Origin of the sequence: Lentzea aerocolonigenes, assembly GCF_000955955.1 — a bacterium.
In the GTDB taxonomy this organism is placed as follows: Bacteria; Actinomycetota; Actinomycetes; order Mycobacteriales; family Pseudonocardiaceae; genus Lentzea; species Lentzea aerocolonigenes_A.
In genome coordinates this window covers 1-20,418 of record NZ_JYJG01000009.1, presented here as the reverse complement: position 1 = coordinate 20,418, position 20,418 = coordinate 1, and the positions used below count along the sequence as shown (strand labels likewise).

13 protein-coding genes are annotated in these 20,418 nt (G+C 68.9%); 5 read left to right on the top strand and 8 right to left on the bottom strand.

Annotation, left to right across the window (positions count from 1 at the left end; all coding sequences use genetic code 11):
• The 5 genes from UK23_RS03305 to UK23_RS03285 all read right to left on the bottom strand — a co-directional run.
• Positions 1-928, bottom strand: a 928-nt coding sequence (locus UK23_RS03305; protein ID WP_045309840.1) for an AfsR/SARP family transcriptional regulator, incomplete at its 3' end; no start/stop codon positions are given.
• Between the two features lie 130 nt (positions 929-1,058).
• Entirely contained in the window at positions 1,059-1,868 is an 810-nt protein-coding gene (locus UK23_RS03300; RefSeq protein WP_156212701.1) for a tetratricopeptide repeat protein, read from the bottom strand.
• Complete coding sequence (locus tag UK23_RS03295) at positions 1,865-2,647, bottom strand: AfsR/SARP family transcriptional regulator (RefSeq protein WP_045309838.1); 783 nt, start codon at positions 2,645-2,647, stop codon at positions 1,865-1,867. Before UK23_RS03295 ends, UK23_RS03300 begins: the two co-directional genes overlap by 4 nt.
• A gap of 110 nt (positions 2,648-2,757) precedes the next feature.
• The gene (locus UK23_RS03290) at positions 2,758-5,445 is read right to left on the bottom strand and encodes an AfsR/SARP family transcriptional regulator (RefSeq protein ID WP_045309837.1); all 2,688 of its coding nucleotides are present in this window, start codon (positions 5,443-5,445) and stop codon (positions 2,758-2,760) included.
• Between the two features lie 584 nt (positions 5,446-6,029).
• Positions 6,030-10,046 (bottom strand): type VII secretion protein EccC, encoded by a 4,017-nt coding sequence (locus tag UK23_RS03285; RefSeq protein WP_045309836.1) that lies wholly within the window; start codon positions 10,044-10,046, stop codon positions 6,030-6,032.
• A 232-nt stretch (positions 10,047-10,278) separates the two neighbouring features.
• On the opposite strand from UK23_RS03285, the gene eccD reads away from it, so the two are divergent.
• Together eccD and mycP are read left to right on the top strand one after the other, a co-directional pair.
• Positions 10,279-11,685, top strand: a complete 1,407-nt coding sequence (gene eccD, locus UK23_RS03280; RefSeq protein ID WP_045309835.1) for a type VII secretion integral membrane protein EccD — start codon at positions 10,279-10,281, stop codon at positions 11,683-11,685.
• A gap of 8 nt (positions 11,686-11,693) precedes the next feature.
• Positions 11,694-13,097 (top strand): type VII secretion-associated serine protease mycosin, encoded by a 1,404-nt coding sequence (gene mycP / locus UK23_RS03275; RefSeq protein ID WP_231114355.1) that lies wholly within the window; start codon positions 11,694-11,696, stop codon positions 13,095-13,097.
• 65 nt (positions 13,098-13,162) lie between these two features.
• On the opposite strand, the gene UK23_RS03270 is transcribed toward mycP, so the two are convergent.
• From UK23_RS03270 to eccB, 3 genes are all read right to left on the bottom strand, one after another.
• Positions 13,163-14,245: a WXG100 family type VII secretion target gene (locus UK23_RS03270; protein ID WP_231114354.1), complete on the bottom strand. Its 1,083-nt coding sequence runs from the start codon at positions 14,243-14,245 to the stop codon at positions 13,163-13,165.
• A gap of 10 nt (positions 14,246-14,255) precedes the next feature.
• The gene (locus UK23_RS03265) at positions 14,256-14,573 is read right to left on the bottom strand and encodes a hypothetical protein (protein ID WP_052684318.1); all 318 of its coding nucleotides are present in this window, start codon (positions 14,571-14,573) and stop codon (positions 14,256-14,258) included.
• A gap of 84 nt (positions 14,574-14,657) precedes the next feature.
• A complete protein-coding gene (gene eccB, locus UK23_RS03260; protein WP_045309841.1) occupies positions 14,658-16,274 on the bottom strand; it encodes a type VII secretion protein EccB in 1,617 nt (538 codons plus the stop codon).
• A 264-nt stretch (positions 16,275-16,538) separates the two neighbouring features.
• On the opposite strand from eccB, the gene eccE reads away from it, so the two are divergent.
• The 3 genes from eccE (at position 16,539) to UK23_RS03245 (ending at position 20,252) form a co-directional block, all read left to right on the top strand.
• Positions 16,539-17,753, top strand: coding sequence for a type VII secretion protein EccE (eccE, locus tag UK23_RS03255; protein ID WP_419503862.1), 1,215 nt, complete (start codon positions 16,539-16,541; stop codon positions 17,751-17,753).
• Positions 17,750-18,475 carry a hypothetical protein gene (locus UK23_RS03250; RefSeq protein ID WP_045309831.1) on the top strand — a complete coding sequence of 242 codons (726 nt, stop codon included), beginning with the start codon at positions 17,750-17,752 and terminating at the stop codon, positions 18,473-18,475. The genes eccE and UK23_RS03250 overlap by 4 nt, the downstream gene beginning before the upstream one ends.
• Before the next feature lie 214 nt (positions 18,476-18,689).
• Positions 18,690-20,252 carry a S8 family peptidase gene (locus UK23_RS03245; protein WP_045309830.1) on the top strand — a complete coding sequence of 521 codons (1,563 nt, stop codon included), beginning with the start codon at positions 18,690-18,692 and terminating at the stop codon, positions 20,250-20,252.
• Positions 20,253-20,418 lie beyond the last annotated feature (166 nt).

Sequence of the window (20,418 nt, the reverse complement as noted above, 5' to 3'; positions counted from 1 at the left end):
TCTCCGGATCGAACCCGCGCAGGTTCACGTAGAGGTCGCCGTCCGGGAAACGATCACGAACCTCCCGCCCCCACCTCAACGTGACCGCGGTCTTGCCCACGCCACCAACGCCGTGCACGACGGTGACGCCGTCCAGTTCGCCGAGCAGGCGGAGCTCTTCGTCGCGGCCCACGAAGTTCCGCACGCCCGAGGGCAACTGCCGCGGTACCAGCCGGCCACCCGAGGGCACCTCCGCACGCAGGATCCGTTCGTGCAGGTCCCGCAGCGACTCACTGGGATCGATGCCGAGCTCGTCGACCAGTGTGGTCCTGACCTCTTGGTAGGCCAGCAACGCCGCCGCCTGTTGGCCGGACCGGTACAGCGCGAGCATCAGGTGCCGCCAAAACGGTTCCCGCAACGGGTGCTCGGCCACCAGCGACCGAAGTTCCGCCACCAGCTCACCGGCGAGCCCGCGGTCGAGTTCCGCGTCAATCCGCCGCTCCAGCACCGCGAGCCGCTCGTTGTCGAGCCGCGGCACCTCCTCGCGATGCAGCCGGTCCGACGCCACGTTGCCCAGCACCACACCGCGCCACAACGCCGACGCGGCACCGAAGTCACCAGAACCCGCAAGCGCCCGAAACCGCGACAGGTCGAGCTGATCTGGCTCCACAACGGCCAGATATCCACCGGTCCGAGTCTCTATGCAGTCCGCCTCACCCAGCGCGACCCGCAGCCTGCGGACGACCATCTGCAAAGTGCGCTTGGCACGATCGAGCCTCGGCGGAGTACCGTCCCAGACGAGGTCCACCAGCTCGTCGACCGACATGAACCGGTTGGCTCTCAACAGCAGAGAGGCCAGCAACACCTGGCATCTTCCAGCTGGGACCGCCACGGGTTCGCCGTCGAGGAGCACCTCCAACGGCCCCAGCACGCGGTACTCGGCTCGCATGACACCCCCCATGTCACCAGCAGTGTAGGTGCTGTGATCACAGTGTGAGCGAAGTGTGAGCGGCCTCGGGCAGAGTTGCTGTCAGCGGTGCTGGTGGCGATGGACCTGGGGGGGCCACCAGCACCGCTCATCAGTTCTCGGGGAGGGCGGCGAGCTTGGCCCGCACCTTCTCCGCGAAGGGGTGCTGGTGATACTCGAGAGTCGCCAGAGCCTCGAACCACGTACGACGCGCGGCGGTGAGGTCGCCCGCCTGTTCGTACGCCTCGCCGAGCCACCTCTGCACCCCTGCGATGTCCGACCAGCTGCCGAATTGGTTGAAATGCCGGATCGCGCTGGCGAGAACCTCGATCGCCTCGTTGAACTCACCAAGACGCACGAGAATCGCCCCCTTGGTCAGGGCGTCGTGTCCAGAGCCGTACGAGTGGACCTCTACGCCCTTCAGCAGGGTTTCCATCTCCGCACAGCATTCAAGCGCCTTCTCGTACTCGCCCGCCGCGAGGAAGCCCTCCGCGACCTGACGCAAAGCCTCGGCGATCAACTCGGCAGTCGCGCCGGCATCGCCACGCTGCAGCTTGAGCGCGGCCTGCGCGACCTTCAGCGAGTCGCGCGGGCGATCCAGCAGGATCCACGTCCACGCCACGCCGATCAGGACGCGTACCTGTCCCGGCACATCGCCGAGTTCCGCGTAAACACGTTGGCTCGCCGCGAACCTTCGTTGGGCGAGCTCGTAGTTTCCGAGCCTGGCGGTGGCGACACCCTCGAAGTACGTCAACCTCGCGGCACATCCGTGCTCTCTGCTCCTGGCAGCAGCCCGTTCCGCAGCGCCGAGCGCCCACACCCAATCCCGCCATGGACCGATCCGATCGATCAAGACGAACGCGGTCCACACCATCTGCCAGGTGTGGCGGTCAAAGCCCTGGGCGTCGCTGTGAGCGATCACTGCTCGCAGCACGTTGTGTTCGGCGCGAAACCAGTCGTGCACCGCCTCCAGCTCGGCGAACTTTTCCGGACTCGTCCCAGGCACCGGCACCGGCGGCGTCGACAACGGGCGGCGGTGTTCGAGATGAGTCTCATCGGCCGCGATTCGGCCAGCAGCGAGCGCACCTCCTGGTACGCCGCCAAAGCCTGCGCCTGCTGCCCGGACTGGGCCAGCGCGAGCATCAGCTGAGCCCAGAACGCCTCGCGAAGGGGATGCGACACGACGAGCCCGCGCAGTTCGGCGACCAGGTCTGCGGCACGTCCGGCCTCCAGGTCGGCGCCGATCCGGCGTTCCATGGCCCGCAACCACTCCTCGGTCACCGGCGCCACGTCGCGCTGGTGGAGCGAGTCGGACTGGACGTCCGAGAGCATCGGACCACGCCACAACCCGACCGCGGCAGCAAAATCGCCGGCAGCCACCAAAGCCCTGAACCGGGTCAGGTCGATGGTCGAAGGATCCAGTTCGGTGCGGTAGCCGCCGCGCGCGGTCTGCACACAGCTCGCTTCACCCAGCGCCTGGCGCAGCCTGACGACCACCATCTGCAGCGTCTTGTGCGCACGATCGGACGACGGTGGTTCGCCTTCCCAGAGCCGGTCGACCAGTTCGTCAACGGAAACGAACTGGTTGGGGCGCAACAACAACGTTGCGAGCAGCACGCGGCACCGCCCGGCCGGCACCGGTACGACGGCGCCGTCGATGAGGACCTCCAGCGGCCCGAGGACCCGGTACTCGACAGCCAACGTTCCTCCCCCAAGCGACCTGTGACCGAAGTGTGAGCGCCGTCGCAGACCATATGACTGGCCGGTCCGGGCGCAGTTACCTCCCTCTTCACTGCGGCGGGACCGGCCTCTCAACCCAGGAGGGCCAGCAGCTCGCGCACGTCGTCGGCCTTCGCGAAGCCGAGGTCGTCGTAGATCTCCAGCGCCGCGAGGTAGTGGCCGCGCGCCGCGTCGAACGAGCCCTGCTCCCGTTTCAGGTCGGCCAGCCGCACCAGTGTGTCCGCCTGGTAGTGCCGGTACGACAGCGCGCCCTGCAGTTCCGCGGATCTCAGGTAGTTCGCCTCGGCGTCGGCGTGGCGGCCCAACGCGCGGTAGATGCTGCCGAGGGTGTCGCGGTTCGAGGCCACCACGGTGTCGCGTTCGTCCGGCACCAGTTCCAGGAACAGGTCGCGCGCCCGCACCGCCCAGACCACCGCTTCCGCATGTGAGCCGAGCTCGTTGTGCACGAAGCCGAGCGACGCCGCGACGCTCGCGATCTCGATCTGGTCGCCGCTCTCGGTGGCCACGTCCAAAGCACGCGCCAACGGTTCGAGCGCGTCGGTGTACTTGCCCTGGCGGCCCAGCAGGAAGGCGAGGCCGCGCAGGTCGTTGGAGAGGCCGATCCGGTCTCCCCGCAGGGAGTCCAGCGCCACGGCCGCGCGCAGCTGGTCCTCCGCCTCCGCGAACTCCTGCTCCGGCACCAGGAACGACACCAGGCCACGCCGGGCCCTGCACTGGCCTTCGAGGTCACCTGAACGCTCAGCGGCCGCGATCGCCAGGCGTTGCAGGCGTTCTCCCTCCCGCCACCGGCCGGTCGCGAGCAGGAAGTGGCGGATCGCCCAGACCGTCCGCCACACGTGCCCGTCGAAACCGGCCTCGCCCGCCGCGGCCACCGCGGAGCCGAACACCGCGCGTTCCGAGGTGAACCAGCGGTCGGCGTCGGTGGTCGTCGAGAACTCCAGCACGACGGCGCCCGGAGCAGCCGGCGGTGTGGTGATGGGCTGCCGCAGCGGATCCGACTTCGCAACGGCGGCCAGCGCCGAGTGCAGGAGGTGGTCGAAGATCCGTTGCCGGGCTGCAGAACGTTCCACCGGAGTCAACCGCGCGGCTGCCTCCTCCGCCGCATACGAACGCATCAGGTCGTGCAGCCGATAGCGGTCGTACTGGCAGTTGATCAAGCTGTAGCGGACCAGCTCGTCCAACGCCTCGAGCGAAGAAGCACCCAGCAGGCTCGTCGCCGCGGGCTCGGTCACGTCCGGACCGGGATGGAGGCCGAGCAGCACGAACAACCGCGCCGCCGCCGGACTCAAGCATCCGAACGTCCACGAGAACACCGCGCGCACGCTCGTCAACGGGTCGTCGGTGTCCAACGCGTCCAGAGCAGCGACTTCCAACTCCTCCACGAGCATGCCCAGCGGGTGCTGGTCGAGCATCGCCCGTGCGGCCACCACCGCGAGCGCCAACGGCAGCCCCGCGCACAGCTGGACGAGCCGCGCGGCAGAGGAAGGTTCGGCCGCGACCCGGTCCGCGCCCACCCGGCCGGCGAACAACGCCATCGACTCACCGGGCTCCAACACGTCCAGTGCGAACGCGCCCTCGGAAACCAGGCCCTGCAAGCGATTGCGGCTCGTGATCACCGCCAGGCTGCGCGTCCCACCTGGCAGCAGCGGACGAACCTGGGCCAGGTCGCGGACGTTGTCGAGCAGCACGAGCACCCGTCGCCGCGACAGCAACGAGCGGTACCTGCCGAGCATCTCCTCGGTGTCGAGCGGGATCTCGTCCGCCGGCACGCCCAGCGCGAGCAGGAAGTCGCGGACCGCGCTGGTCGGGTTCACCGGCGCACCCGTCGGGTCGAACCCGCGCAGGTCGGCGTAGAGCTGCCCGTCGGGAAACCGAGGAGCCACCCGGTGCGCCCACTGCACGGCGAGCGACGTCTTGCCGACTCCACCGCTGCCGTGGATCACCGCGATCGGCCGTCCGGCGTCGAGCCTGTCCAGTTCGGACTCCCGGCCCACGAAATGAGGCAACGCGGTCGGCAGCTGACGCGGCACCTGATGCCGCACCACAGCCCGTCCCGGCACCTCGCCAGCCAGCACCTGCTGCTGCGCGTCCCGCAACTCCCGCCCCGGCTGCACGCCGAGCTGGTCCTCCAGCAGGACGGTGACCTCCCCGAACACCGCGAGCGCGTCCGCCTGCTGGCCGCCGCGGTGCAACGCGAGCATCAGCTGCGCCCAGAACACCTCGCGCAACGGGTGCTGCGTCGTGAGCACCCGCAGCTCCGGCACCAGCTCCGCCGCGAGCCCGCGCGCGAGATCCGCGCCGATCCGGTGCTCCAGCGCGGTCAGCCGTTCCTCGGCCAACGCGGGCACGGCGTCGCGGTGCAGCGACTCCGACGACACGTTCGCGAGCACCGGCCCGCGCCACAACGCGGTCGCCTCCGCGTGCTCGCCGGCGTTCAAGTGCGCCCGAAACCGCAGCAGGTCCAGTTGACCGGGCTCCACCACAGCGGCGTAACCACCCGTGCCGGTGCGCACGCAGTTCGCCGATCCGAGCGCCTGCCGCAGGCGGGTCACGATCATGTGCACCGTCTTGCCCGCGCGGTCGAGGTTCGGCGGCGTGCCGTCCCACAGCCGCTCGACGATCTCCGCGGTCGACACGAACTCGTTGGCGCGCAACAGGAGTGTGGCGAGCAGCACGCGGCACCGACCAGCGGGCACGGCAACCGGGGAGCCGTCGAGCAGCACCTCCAGCGGCCCCAGCACGCGGTACTCGACTCGCACGTCGTCGCCTTCCCCCGGTCCTGCCGAGCAACGAGTCTATGGGCGTGAACTCGGTGTGACCGAAGTGTGAGCACGGCCGGGCAAAGTGGTGATCAGCCGGACGACGAGAGTGACAACGAGTTATTGGGGGGTGTCACGATCGTCGGCCTCAGGCGGGTGGGCCCTCCCCAGTGGGCCTGTCCGACACGAGATCCGGCTATGGGGGAACCGGACAGTCCCCTGCTGTTCGGTGGGCCCGCGGCTTCGGCTGCGGGCCCTTTACTTTTGTCCGGAGGATCCCGCGACAGCGGATGTCATCGAAGCGTGAGTGAAGCGTGAGCGGCATCCGGCAAAGTCTTCCTCAGCCGGTTCGACGGAGGCAGGAAAGACCTGGGGGAACCTCCGAAGAAGCCCGGCCGGTGCGGTCTCCTCCCTCTTGACCGCACCGGATCCGGGTCCGGCGAATGGGGGGAAGCAGGTAGACACCCCTGCTACCTGAGTGGGCCCGCGGCGCAAGCCGCGGGCCCTTTCACGTTGCGCGCAAACGCAAGCGGGGCCCTGCGTTTTCCCGGAAGGAAACGAAGGGCCCCGCCAGAGCGAGCCGGCTAGTCGGGCTGGATCCAGGCGAACTGGATGCGCTGCTGACCGTGCTTGCGGGTCACCATCGTGCCCCGGCCAGGAGGCTGCGGCGACGGCTTGAGGTTGCCGACGATGTTGCCCTCCTCCTTCGAACCGGAACCCACGAAGATCGGCGCCGAGATCTCCTTGAGCTTGCCCATCACCGGGTCGTACAGCGCGCGGGACGCACCACCCATGCGGCGGGCCAGGATGATGTGCAGACCGACGTCCTTCGCCTGCGGGATGAACTCGGCGAGCGGCTGCAGCGGGTTCACGCCACCCTGCGGAGCCACCAGGTCGTAGTCGTCGATGACGATGAACACCTCGGGACCAGTCCACCAGGACCGGTTCTTCAGCTGCTCCTGCGTGACGTCCGGACCGGGCATGCGCTTGGTGAGCGAACCCTTGACCTCCAGGACGTTCTGCGCGAGCTGCGTGCCCGACACCGCGTAGCTGAGCAGGTGGTCGGTGTCGATGAACCCGAGCATCGTGCGGCGGAAGTCCGCCAGCAGGATCAACGCCTCCGACGAGGTGTAGCTCGTCATGATGCCGCGGACGATCGTGCGCAGCATGTTCGTCTTGCCCGCCTCGCCGTCGGCCAGCGCGAAGAAGTGCGGGTCCGCGTCGAAGTCCATGTAGACGGGCGCGAGCTCGTCCTCGTTGACGCCGATCGGGACCAGGTGGCCGCGGTTCGGGTTGTGCTGCTGGACCTGTGCCATGAACTGCGAGTAGTCGAGCAGGTCCGGCAGCATCCTGACCTGCGGCGCACGCGGGCCCTGCCACGCCTGGTTGAGCTTGGCGTCGAGGTCCGCGACACCCTGCGAGATGGTGGTCGGGTCCTGCAGCGTGTCGATGCGCGGCAGACCGGTGAGGAAGTGCAGCTTGTCACCGGTGAGACCGCGGCCGGGACGGCCGGGCGGCACGTTGACCGCGACCTTGCGGTCGATCTCGGACTCGCTCGGGTCACCGAGCCGCAGCTCGAACCGCGTGCCCAGGAGGTCCTTCATCGCGGGACGGATCTCCGCCCACCGGTTGGCGCCGACGATCACGTGCACGCCGTAGGACAGGCCCTGCGCGGCCAGCGCCTGGACCTGGGGCTCGACCATCTCGAACTCCTGGCGGAAGTTCATCCAGCCGTCCACGATCAGGAACGCGTCACCGAAGTTGTCGTCCTTGATCTCACCGCGGCGCCTGCGGTTGCGGAACTCCGCCATCGAGTCGATGCGCTGGTCGCGCCACCGCAGCTCGCGCTCGGTGATCAGCGTCTGCAGCTCGGCCACCATGCGGCGGACCTTGTCGACGTCGAGACGGCCGGCGAAGCCACCGACGTGCGGCATGTCCTCCATCGAGGCGAGCGTGCCACCACCGAGGTCGATGCAGTAGAACTGCGCCTCCAGCGGGGTGTGCGTCAACGACATCGACGCGATGATCGTCCTGAGCAGCGTCGACTTGCCCGACTGCGGACCACCGACGACCGCGCCGTGACCGGCCGCACCGGAGAAGTCCGCCCACAGCAGGTCGCGGCGCTGCTCGAACGGCTTGTCGACCACGCCGACCGGGATCTGCAGCGTGCCGTTGCCGGGGAAGCCGGGCGACGTCAGACCGCGGTCCGGCGTCACGTCGAGCGGCGGCAGCATCGTGTCCATCGTCGGCGGCTCGTTGAGCGGCGGCAGCCACACCTCGTGCGCGGGCGGGCCCTGGCCGATGAGGCGGTCGACGATGAGCTCGAGCTGGGTCGGCTCGTTCGCGTCCTCCTTGACCGGCGCGGCCTCGACCTTGACCGGCTCGATCGGCCGCTCCGGCTCCTTCGGGATCTCGATGAAGTCCGGCACGAAGAACCGCGGGCGCTTGTCGCTGCGCACCGCCACCGACTCACCGGCGGACTGCATGCCCGACGGCCGGTAGGTGCCCGAGACGTAGAGCGCCTTGAACCTGGTCAGCGGCATGCCCTGCACGCTGAGGTAACCCGAACCCGGGATCGGCGGCAGCTCGTAGGCGTCCGGCACACCGATCGCCGCACGCGACTCGGCCGCGTTGAACGTCTTCAGACCGATCCGGTACGAGAGGAACGTGTCCAGACCGCGCAGCTTGCCTTCCTCGAGTCGCTGCGACGCGAGGAGCATGTGCATCTGCAGCGACCGGCCGACACGACCGATCTGGAGGAAGATGTCGATGAAGTCCGGCTTCGCCGTCAGCATCTCGGAGAACTCGTCGATGCAGATGAAGAGCGCGGGCAGCGGGTCGAGCTGGGCGCCGTTCTCGCGGGCCTTCTCGTAGTCCCAGACGTTCTTGTAGTTGCCCTTCGCCAGGACTTCCTGACGACGCGACACCTCACCGGCGATGGCGTCCTTCATGCGGTCGACCAGGGTGAGGTCGCCGGCCAGGTTGGTGATCGTCGCGGCGACGTGCGGTGCCTTGTCCAGGCCGAGGAACGTCGCACCACCCTTGAAGTCGACGAGGATCATGTTGAGCGCCGTCGACGAGTGCGAGGCCAGCAGACCCAGCACCAGCGTGCGGAGGAACTCCGACTTGCCGGAACCGGTCGCGCCGATGCACAGGCCGTGCGGGCCCATGCCGTCCTCTGCCGCTTCCTTGATGTCGAGCTCGACCTGCTGGCCGTGCTCGCCGATGCCGAACGGGATGCGGTAGCGGTCGCGCTTGGGCCGGGGCCGCCACGCGTTCTGCACGTCGAACGTGATCGGGTCGCCGGGGATGCCCATGAACTCGAGCAGCGGCGGGTTGTTGGTCATCGCCAACGGGTCCTCGCCCGAGTCGCCACCGGCCTCACCGGCGGCACCCATGCGGTACGGCGAGAGCCTGCGGGCCAGCGCCTCGGACTCCACGACGGACAGCCGGTCCGGCGCGCCGAACCACTCGACACCGCTCGCGGAGCGGGCACCGAGCTGGTTGTTCTCGACGACCAGGCGCAGACCGCGCCGCGCCGTCAGGTTGCCGAGGCACTCGGACAGGTCCAGCAGCGTGACGCCGACCAGACCCTCCTCGAGGATGATCATCTCTTCGCGGCTGATGTCGCCGTCGTCGATGACGATCACGATGTGCGGCTGGTCCGGCGGCGGCGGGGCGTTGCGGGTGAACCGCTGCCGGTCGCGCAGGTTCTCGTCCAGCATCGCCTCGATCTCGGCGAGCGAGTTCGCCATCATGCGGCGCTGGCCGATGCCGTCGATGTCGGTGGGGTGCTGCGCGTGCGGCAGCCACTTCACCCACTCCCACAGCTGCTTCGTGCGACCCGCGCTGACGACCGCGATCAGCAGGTCGTCCGGGGCGTGGAAGGTGACGAGCTGGGCGAGCAGGGCACGCGCGACGTCGCGGCGGTCCTCGATGTCGCCGAGCAGGCCGACCGCGGCGAAACCGCGCAGCGCGATGGAGATCGGCAGGTCGGGAACGAGCGAGTGGGCGCGCACGAACCGGCGCAGGGCCAGCGTCGCGATCGGCTCGAGCTCCTCGACGGGACCGGTCTGCGGCGGCACCAGGCGGGTGGCGAGGCGCTGCGAGCCCCGGCCGGCGCGCAGGTGGCAGAAGTCCGGGTCGTTCTGACGGCGTTCCCACATGCGGCGGGTGGTGGCGAGCGACCACAGCATCTGCGGGTCCGGGTGGACCCACTCGCGTTCGGCGCGCTGTTCGTCAGCGGCCTCGCGGGCGCGGTCGCGCATCTGGCCGAGGTACCGCAGGTAGTCCTTGCGGTCCTCGTTCATCTCGGCCTTCTTCTGGCCTTTGCCAGAACCCATGCCGCCCGCCATCATGCCGATGGTCGAGATCATCATCATGCCCGGCATGATCATCGCCGCCGGCTGCTTCGGCGTCAGCACGAGCATCATGCCCATCATGCCGACGGAAGCGACGATCATCACGACCGGCATCGCCTTCATCATGATGTTGCCGGGGATGATCCGCGGGACCTCAGGTGGCGGTTCGAGGTGGACCTCACCGCCCGGAGGCCGGGGAGCAGCAAGGCGTGCCGTTCGCTTGAACTGCAGCGTGCTCAACTGACAGGCACCTCTTCGACTCTCGTTACGCCACCAGTAGCAACCGACACTATTGCGCATCTGAACGAGCCGCGAAGGTGGGTCGAGAAAAAACCCAGTCGAACGTGTTCTGCAAACGACACGTGCAGGAGCCGTCGGTGCGGCCATACTAGGGCCGCCCGGCGAGCGTCCGAGTGGACCAATAGGGTCGGGCCGTTGATTTGTAAGTGCTGATCTGACTTAGGGGGCCCTGGTGGCGACCGGTACGACGGTGTTCAGCCGTGTCACGGTGGTGGCACCTCGAACGCGTATCGACGTCGCGCTGCCTGCCGACGTGGCGGTGGCCGATCTCCTGCCGATGCTGCTGGACATGGCGAGAGAGGCCACTCCGGACGGTGGTGTCCGGCACGGCGGCTGGTGCCTCGCGAAGCTCGGCGACAGCCCGCTCGACCCGGCGCGCACGCTCGCGTCGCTCGGCGTGGTCGACGGCGAGCTGCTGCAGTTGCGGCGCCGCAACGAGAACCCGCCGCCGCCGCTGTACGACGACGTGGTCGACGCGATCGCGGAGTCCGATCCGGACTCGTTCCGGCCGTGGACCAAGGAAACCGCGCAGAAGTTCGGTCACCTCGCGGGCGCGCTCGCGTTGATCGGTTCCGCGGTGGCCTTGTTCCTGTCCGGTCCGATCACCGTCGCGGGCAAGGGCAGCGGGCTCGCCGCCGCCATCGCCGCGGGTGTCGCCGCCGTCGCCGCACTGGCGACGGGCGCGACCATCGCGCGTGCGTACAAGGCGGCCTCGACCGGTGTGCTGATCGCCGCGTGCGGTTCGCTGCCGATGGCGTTCGTGGCCGGCTTCCACGCCGTGCCCGGTGTCGGGTTCAACCCGAAGATGCTGCTGGCGTCCGCGCTGATGATGATCTTCGCGTGGGGCGGCATCCTGCTGATCGGCCAGGGCATCACGGTGTTCATCGCCGCGGCGACCGGCGGCACGCTCGTGGCGCTCGCGTTCCTCGTCGCGACGTTCGTCGACCACCCGCTCGCCGGGGTGGCCGCCGCGACCGGTGCCGTGGCGCTCGCCGCGCTGTCGATGCTGCCGAGGCTCACGCTGCAGCTGGCGAAGATCCCGCCGCCCGTCGTGCCGACGAACGCCGAGGACCTCAAGGAGGACACCGGTTTCCCGGAGTTCGCCGTCATCGAGCGCCGCACCGCGGTCGCGCACGAGTACCTGACCGGCATGATCATCGGTACCGGTGTGGTGGCCGCGCTCGCCGCGATCGTCGCCGCGGGTGCCGACACGGTCTGGGGCCCGATCTACGGCGTCGTCGTCGCGATCGTGCTGATGATGCGCGGCCGTGCGTACGCGAACGGCGCGCAGGCCGTGGCACTGCTGTCGACCGGCATGTTCGCCAGCGCGGGCATCCTGGTCGGCTGGCTGATCTCCGCCACCGAGCTCAACCGCATCGTCTTCGTGTTCGGCACGCTGCTGCTCCTCGGCGCGGGCGCGCTCGTGCTCGGTGTCGTGTTCCCCGGCCAGAAGTTCTCGCCGCCGTTGCGCCGCACCGTCGACGTGCTCGAGGCGATCCTCATCGCCGCCGTGGTGCCGCTGGCGCTCGCGGTGATGGACCTGTACTCGGTGTTCCGGGGCCTGATCGGGCCATCATGAGGACGGGTATGAGGCGCACCACGGCGGCAGCGACCGCCGGACTACTGCTGCTGACGGGGGCGGTACCGCACGCCTCCGCCCAGCCGTCGTCGTCATCGTCGGCCGCGGTGAAGCCGAACTCGGTTCCGCCGGACCTGCCGCCGAACACGGGCCCGCCGGTCGACAAGGGCGGGCCGGACGTCAAGTACGAGCGCACCAACAAGGGTTGCGTCGAGTCCGACACCAAGAGCGAACTGATCAAGCAGAAGCCCTGGGGCCAGGTCCAGCTGAACCTGGAGCAGGCGCACCGGTTCGCCACGGGCAAGGGCATCAAGATCGCGATCATCGACACCGGCGTCGACCCGCGCAACCCGCGCTTCGGCGACCGCGTCAAGGCCGGCGGCGAGTACGTCTTCGGTGACAAGAACGGCCTCGACGACTGCGACGGCCACGGCACCGAGGTGGCGGGTGTCGCCGCGGCGGCCAAGACCGAGGGCGACTTCGTCGGTGCCGCGCCGGAAGCTGAGATCATGGCGATCCGCCAGACCAGCGACCGGTTCGAGTTCAAGGGCGACGCCGCCAACCCGGAGAAGCGCGATTCCGCCGGCAAGGTGAGCACGCTGGCGATGGCCATCGTCCGCGCGGCGAACCAGAACGCCAAGGTCATCAACATCTCGCTGACGAACTGCGGCACTCCCAAGGGTTTCAGCGCGGACGACCAGAGTCTGCAGGCCGCGATCAAGTACGCGGTGGACGTCAAGAACGTCGTGATCGTGACGGCGGCGGGCAACCTCAGCGACAAGGGCGCCGGGTGTCCCAAGCAGAACGACAACCTGGACCCGGCCAACGTGAACTCGATCTCGTCGCCGGCGTGGTTCGCCAACGACGTGCTGTCCGTGGCGTCGATCGCCCGCTCCGGCGCGGTCTCGTCGTTCAGCGTCTGGGGTCCGTGGGTCAGCATCGCCGCACCGGGTGAGGAGATCATCTCCGTCGACCCCAAGGGCACCGGCCTGACGAACGCCAACGTGACCGCGCAGGGCACGACAGACATCAAGGGCACCAGCTTCGCCTCGCCGTACGTGGCGGGCATCACCGCGCTGGTGCGTCAGCGGTTCCCGGACCTGAACGCGCGCCAGGTGATGAACCGCTTGAAGGCCACGGCCCTGAACCCCGGCAACGTGTCCGGAAAGGACAACAAGGTCGGCTACGGCATGATCAACCCGGTGGCCGCGCTGACCGCGGTGCTGCCGGCCGAGGCCAAGGGGTTCCAGAAGCCGGAGCCGAAGGAGATGAACACGACCGTCACTCCTCCACCCGGCATCGACTGGCCGCCGATCATCGTGGCGCTGTCGGGCATCGGGCTCGGTGTGGCACTGCTGATGCTCACGCTGTTCGTGCGCAACTCGGTGAACCGCAGGCGCAAAGACGCCTAGCCATCAACGAGAACGGCCCCGCTGGAACTCTCCAGCGGGGCCGTTCTCGTTGGTCCCGAGGTGTTTCAGTCGTCGTCGCCGATCGTCTTCGGCGCCGCCTTCTTCGGCTTGCCGAGCAGGTCGTCGATCGAGCCGGTGATGCGCATCTTCGCCTTGTGCTCCTTGTCGCCGCCCTGCTGACCGCCGCCGCCCATGGCGCCCATGCCGCCCATCATGCCGCCGCCCATCGCCCCGGCACCGCCTCCCGCGGCCCCAGGACGTCCACCAGCGGCCGCGGCGGCCGGAGCGGCCCCAGCACCCTTCTCCGAGGGCGGGAGCTGCTCAGAGATGCCTGTGGCGCCTCCGAACTGCATCGGCTGCGAGTGCGCGGCGGCAGCGGCGGGTGCACCCACCGAACCGACGCCTCCGCCGACACCTCCGCCACCACCGCCGGTCGACGGGGTTCCGCCGCCGCCCTTGCTCGCGGTGGACGTGTTGGTGTCAGCGGGCTTGCCCGGTTCCGGAGCCTTCGTCTCGGGCTTGGCGGGCGCGGTGTACGTCCAGTCCTCGTCCGGGTACTTGTGCTCCATCCGCACCGAGCCGAAGTTGCCGGCCTCACCGGAAACCCCGTCGCACAGCTTGAGAAACGCCTCCAGCACCTGCCGCGCGGAGTCGTGCAGCTCGCGGACCGGCTCCTTGAGCTCCTCGATGTGCTTGATCGCGCGCTGGTCGCCCTCCAGGGGCAGCGCCGCCGTGCCGGACACCGAGTCCGCGGCGTCGGCGAGCACGTGCGCCATGTCCTGCACGATGTCGCGCACGCCGTCGGCCGTCTCCTCCAGCGCGTCCGCCATGGCGTTCATCGCATCGGACATGTCGCCACCCGCGAGCCCGACCTTGCGCATGTGGTCGAGGAACGCGTCGGCGTCCTTGCCCTGCCACCGCGCGTCGACGCCGCCGAGCGGTGCCGCGACGTGCTTGTTGACCGCCTCGGACACCTTCGCGGCCTTGCGCCAGCGTTCGGCTTCCTCACGAAGGTCGTTCCAGTCGCCCACCAGCGGGTCGAAGAAGTCGTGCACGAGGTCCACGACACCGAGCTTGTTACTCACCCGCGAGAGGTAGTCGAGCTCGGGACCGACCTCGGCCGCGATCTGCCTGCCGTTCTTGGTCACCACAGCTCCCCTACCGCCGATCGACCTTCTTGATGTGCTGCAAGGCCTCCTCCTCGGAGTGCCCGTGCTGCTTCGCCACGGCGTGCAAACCCTTCGCGGCCGCGTCGAGCGTGTCGCAGGCGCGGGCGAGCTGCGAGTTGAGCAACTCGGCCGCTCGCGTGTAGCCCTGGGCACTGCCGAGCGTCCTGCCGATCTCGCCGAACGACTCCGGGCGCAGCGAGGAGGCCTTCATGACGTCCCGCACCCGCCTCAGATCGTCCGTCGTGCCGTCGATCCGGTCGGCGTACTGCTCCAACCACCCCGCATCGACGGTTATCCGACCGGCCACAACAGTCCCCCTTGAGAAAAGTCCGGGTGCATTCCGTCCAAATACGACGGTGATGCACCCGGACCGGTTCCGCTACTCGTGCGCTTACTTCTGGGTTTGTTGCGGGTCCTTGATCGAACCCTTCTGAGCCGGGGTGATCGCGTCGAAGCTGCGGTTCGCCTCGTTCTTGTTGAGCTGCGGCCCCATCGGCAACAGGCTCAGGATCTGGTTCGGCGCCGGCGGGAAGTTGCCCTCCAGCCCCAGCGCCGCAGCGGTGCCGGCGTCCGGGATGCCGTAGCGGACACCGCGTCCCGTGACGATCTGCACAGGACCCGTGCCGTAGTCGCCGACGCCCTGGCTCGCCCGCACGACCGCCTGCTTGCCGGGCAGCATCAGGAACTGGTCGACGATCTCGCCGCCCGCACCGGCCGCGTTCAGCTCGACCGGGGTCATCTCCTTCGGGCCGGGCAGCTTGGAGCCGATCGTCACCGAGGTGTGCTCGGCCTTCGTCGCCTCCGTGACGTTGTCGGCCTTCCAGCCCAGGCAGATCACCGTGTTGCCCGCGTTCGCCTCGAGCGTGGTCGGGATCTTCTGCGGGAACGAGTCGAGCGTCAGCGGGTTCTTCGGGTCCTTGTGGTCCGCGATGGCGCTCGGCGAGAGCTTGATCGCCTGCTTGTTGTTCGAGTACGCCCAGCGCAGCAGGTCGCCGACGGTGTCGTCGACCGTCTGGAAGCCGTCCTCCAGCGCCACCAGTTGCTCCGAGCCGGCACTGCGCTCGACCTCGACGAGCTCACCGATGTTGACGTTCGTCTCGGTGACGTAGGTCGCCTTCTTGCCCTGGTTCGCGATGACCGGGGCCTTCAGCGGGGCCACCTCGGGGATCGCGTTCAGCAGCGCCGTGCTGATGGCCCGCGGCGTCTTGCCCTTCAGGTTGAGGGCGTTGAGCGCCTTGTCGTTCTTCAGGTCCACCTCGGCGCGCACGGTCGACGACGAGATGTCCCGCAGGCTCTGGGGCTTCTTGTAGATCAGGTAGGCCTTCTTCTCACCGGTGCGCTGCTGCACGAGCACGGCCTCGTCGCCCATCTCCGGGTTGCCGCCGCTCACGCCGGCGATCACGGAGGTCTTGATCTGGTTCTCCGCCGCCTTGTCCTCGCGGAAGTCGTCGAGGCTCAGCGTGTCGCAGACCGACCACTGCGCGTCGATGCGGAGATCGGGCTTCGGCAGCACGTCCGGCGCGTCCGGCAGACCGGTGAGCCTGCCGCGCGGCAGGGTCGCCAGAGTCGCCTCGCTCACCAGCTTCGGCTCGCCGCCCGCGACCTGGCTCTGCCCGCTGTTCGCGGTGCCACCCGGCGCGTCGCCGCCACCGGCCTGCTGGTCGGGGTTGTTGCGCGAGTACCAGAGCAGGCGCGCCGACGCGAGGTTCGTCATCGGGATCAGGCGCTTCGTCGGCTGTGCGTCGACGACGTAGACCTGGCCCGTTTCCTTGCTGATGGCGATCTGCGTGTTGTCGTCCAGCCGCGGCGCCGGCTTGAACAGCCCGTACACCAGGAAGCCGAGCAGAGCGACGACGCCCAGGACCACGCCGACCGCTGTCGCGCGCGAGTGGTTGCGCATGGGGTCATGCAGCATCACTGCGTCTCTGCGGACCAGGGCGGACTGCATCCGCCGCAGGACGAATTGGTAGGCCTGGACCTGTGACTTGGTGGTGGGTGTTGATGCCATTCTCGGCTCGCTGCTCTCCCAGTCGCGGTACGGTTCGGCAGGATAGCCGGACGCAGGTTGCTCCGTGGGCCGGTTCGCCAAGCCCACCGACCATCGAGGGGAAAGAGACCACAACGGATGTCCGTGACCACTCCACATCCGCCCCGGCCGAACCAGGGGATGGCGCGGCCGCAGGGACCCGGGGGTCCTGGCCAGCAGGCACCTGTGCCTCCACGTCCTGTCGGGCGTGTCCGGCGCAGAGCTGCCGGAGTCAGCCTCGGCTCCTTGCCCGTCTCGAACGTAGTCACGATCGAGATCGGTCTCGCCATCGCACTCCTCGTTCTCACCCTCATGGGCGTGAAGACCCCGGCCGGTGCGCTCAACGTCGTGTCGGTGTCGATCGCCGGCGGTGTGCTGTTGATCGCACTGATCCTGGCGTTCACCCGATCGCGTGGTCGTTGGCTCACCCAGTGGATCGGCGTCCGGCTGCGCTACAACTTCCGTTCGCACAGCCGGACCGCGAAGCGCGTCGAGCCGCAGGAGTCCAAGCCTGGTGACGACGAGATGCAGGTGCTCGGCCCGGAAGACCCGCGCGTCGCGTTGCTGCGCCTCGCGATCCCGGACCTGGTGATCGCGAAGGGCGTCGACCACGAACGCCGCCCGCTCGCGCTGTCGTGGCACGACGGCGTGTGGACGGCGGTGCTGCTGGTCGACCCGACCCCGCCGCTGATCTCCGCGGTCGGCACGGCACCGTCGCTGCCGCTGGGCGCGCTCACGCCGTGCCTGGAGGACCGCGGTGTCGTCCTGGACGCGATCACCGTGATCTGGCACTGCTACCCCGGCAGCGCGGCGCTTCCGCCGAACTCGCCGGCGATCAGCTCGTACATGGAGGTGCTCGGCCCGCTGCCCGCGGCGGCCCGGCGCACCACGTGGATCACGGTGCGGCTCGACCCGCGCCGCTGCGGCGAGGCGATCCGGGAGCGCGGTGGCGGCGTCGTCGGTGCGCACCGCGCGTTGATCGGCGCGTTGTCCCGTGTCCGCAACGCTTTGGAGTCCGCGGGCGTCACGATCCGCCCGCTCGACTCGGACGAACTGCTGCGCGCCGCGATCTCGTCGGCCGAGCTGACCGCCGCCGTCGGCAACACGAACCCGGTCTCGCTGCGGGAGAAGTGGGCGGGCGTCACCGCGGGTGGCGTCGGTCACGCGAGCTACGCGATCACCGGCTGGCCGTCGAAGGGCTTGAAGGGCAACCTGAACTCGCTCACGGGCGTGCGCGCGCTGTCCTCGACCCTCGCGATGTCGATCTCACCGTCCCGTGAGGACGGTCAGGTCTCCTTGCGCGGCCTGGTGCGGGTGAGCGCCCGCACGCCGAGCGAGCTGGACCGCGCGGAGGACCAGTTGTCGAAGCTGAGCGACAAGCTCGACATCACGCTGACCCCGTTGCGGGGCATGCAGCTCGCCGGCCTGGCCGCGACGCTGCCGCTGGGAGGTGTGGCATGAGCTCGTCCCGTCTGCTCGACTCGCGCGGCCGCGGGGCGGTGGCACCGGAGTTCCTGGTGTCGCCGAACATGCTCGACGTGGTCAGTCCGAGCGGCGACCGCGGCGGCATGATGCTCGGCCAGGGCGTCAAGGGCGAACCGCTCTCGGTGTCCGTGCTGCGCCCCACCCCGACCCGCATGGTGTGCGTCGGCGGCCTGTACCTGGCCCGCCAGATCGCACTGCGGGCCATGGCCACCGGCGCGTGGATCATCATCGCCACCGGCCGCCCGCAGGCCTGGCAGCCGGTCGTGCGCGCGGCGGGCCAGGGCCCGGACGGCCGCCCGTCCCAACTGGTGCAGCTGCGCCGCCTGTCCCCAGCAGACCTCCCCAGGCCGACCGAGGACATGCCGCTGCTCGTGATCCACGACGGCGGCCACGTCCCGCAGGAGCTGTTCCCGCCCCGTGCACCGTGGCAGACCACGATGTACGTGCTGCCGTACCTGCACCCGCAGGCCTCGTCGACGGCGAACAACGCGGACCTCGTGCTGCTGCAGCGCCTCCCGATGGGCCAGGCACAGCTGGCCGGTCAGATGTGGCGCCTGCGCCCGCAGATGTTCCAGCAGCTGACCCAGCTGAAGGACGACCAGGTCATCGCGATGGGCCAGGACATGTGGGCGCACCTGCGGCTGTACACCACCCCGGCCGAGCAGCAGATCCTCGGAGCCGTGCGCCGCGGCGATTGATTGAGATACCAAGCGAATTTGCGCCCCGGACGGTGAACCGTTCGGGGCGCAATTGTTTTGTCCATAGCTCAGCGGCACCAACTAATTCACAGGCCTCGCAAAACTGTTGATTCAGCATTCGAAGGTAATTCCGTGGACCTTCTTGTGCGTAATCCGTCTGCGCCACTAAGAAAACTCTCACCTGCACAACCCTGCGACGAGGGAGCATGCTGCTATGGGAGAATCGTGGGCCAGACGAGCGGCCGGAATCGGACTGGTGGCGAGCACCGCGCTCGTGCTGTCGTCCGTCTCCGCCACCGCTGCGCCCGAGGGGGAGATTCGGAACCTCGGTGCGTCCAACTCGGTCAAGGACAACTACATCGTCGTGCTGAAGGACTTCAGCACGAGCAGCGTGGAGAACCTCAGCGCGAAGTACAGCGCGACTGTGAAGCACACGTACAAGTCCGCTTTGCGCGGCTTCTCGGCGCAGATGTCCGAAACCCAGGCCAAGCGCCTGGCCGCTGACCCGTCCGTCGCCTACGTCGAGCAGGACGGCGAGGTGAGGATCTCCGAGACGCAGACCCCGACCCCGTCCTGGGGCCTGGACCGCATCGACCAGCGCGCGCTCCCGCTGGACAACAGCTACACCTACCCGAACCGCGGAGCAGGCGTCACCGCCTACATCATCGACACGGGCATCCGCCTGACCCACACCGACTTCGGCGGCCGCGCCGTCTCCGGCACCGACACCGTCGACAACGACAACGACGCCACCGACTGCAACGGCCACGGTACCCACGTCGCAGGCACCATCGGCGGCCAGAAGTACGGCGTGGCCAAGGACGTGAAACTCGTCGCCGTCCGAGTCCTCAACTGCCAGGGCTCCGGCACCTTCGCAGGCGTGATCGCCGGCATCGACTGGGTCACCAACGACGTCCAGACCAACCCGGCCCACAAGCCCGCAGTGGCCAACATGTCCCTGGGCGGCGGCGCCAACGACACCGTCGACCAAGCCGTCCAGCGCTCCATCGCCGCAGGCGTCACCTACGGCCTGGCAGCCGGCAACGACAACGGCGGCAACGCCTGCAACACCTCCCCGGCCCGCACCCCGGAGGCCATCACCGTCGGCTCAACCGACCGCACCGACGCCCGCTCCTCGTTCTCCAACCTGGGCACCTGCCTGGACATCTTCGCCCCAGGCCGCGACATCACCAGTGCGTGGCTGACCGACGACAACGCCACCAACACCATCAGCGGCACCTCAATGGCCACCCCACACGTCGTAGGCGCCGCCGCGGTCTTCCTGGGTTCGTCCCCCACGGCGACCCCACAACAGGTCCGCGACGCCCTGGTGGAAAACGCCACCTCCGACGTGGTCACCAGCCCAGGCACCGGCTCCCCGAACAAACTCCTGCACATCACCGGCACCGCCCCTGGCAACCCGCCGGGCCAGTGCCCAGCAGTCACCAACGACACCGACACGGCCATCCCGGACGCCTCCTCGGTCACCAGCTCCATCGCCATCGCCGACTGCAACGGCAAGGCCAGCGCCACGGGCACCGTCAAGGTGGCCATCAAGCACACCTACCGAGGCGACCTGGAACTGGCGCTGATCGCCCCCTCAGGCACCGTGAAGCTCCTGAAGGTCTCCAACGGCAGCGACAGCGCCGACGACATCAACGCCACCTACAACGTGAACGCCAGCGCTGAAGACGCAAACGGCACCTGGCAACTCCGAGTCCGCGACCTCTACCGCCAGGACACGGGCACCATCGACTCCTGGACCCTCGACATCTGAGCCAACCGCACCACCCCTCGGAGCCCCCGGTCCCCCGCCGGGGGCTCCTCCCTTTCCAAAACAGGCAGGCTCGCACAAGGGTCCCCTCGCAGGCCCCCGATCAGATTGACGGGGTCTGGGGGCGGAGTTCCCAGGTGGAAGCACGGAACGGGACTCGCAACAGGAA

Bases quoted from the DNA above. Each gene is read 5' to 3' on its own strand.
- mycP (WP_231114355.1), top strand. From the start codon at position 11,694: ATGAGGCGCACCACGGCGGCAGCGACCGCCGGACTACTGCTGCTGACG.
- eccB (WP_045309841.1), bottom strand. From the start codon at position 16,274: ATGGCATCAACACCCACCACCAAGTCACAGGTCCAGGCCTACCAATTC.
- UK23_RS03250 (WP_045309831.1), top strand. From the start codon at position 17,750: ATGAGCTCGTCCCGTCTGCTCGACTCGCGCGGCCGCGGGGCGGTGGCA.
- UK23_RS03245 (WP_045309830.1), top strand. From the start codon at position 18,690: ATGGGAGAATCGTGGGCCAGACGAGCGGCCGGAATCGGACTGGTGGCG.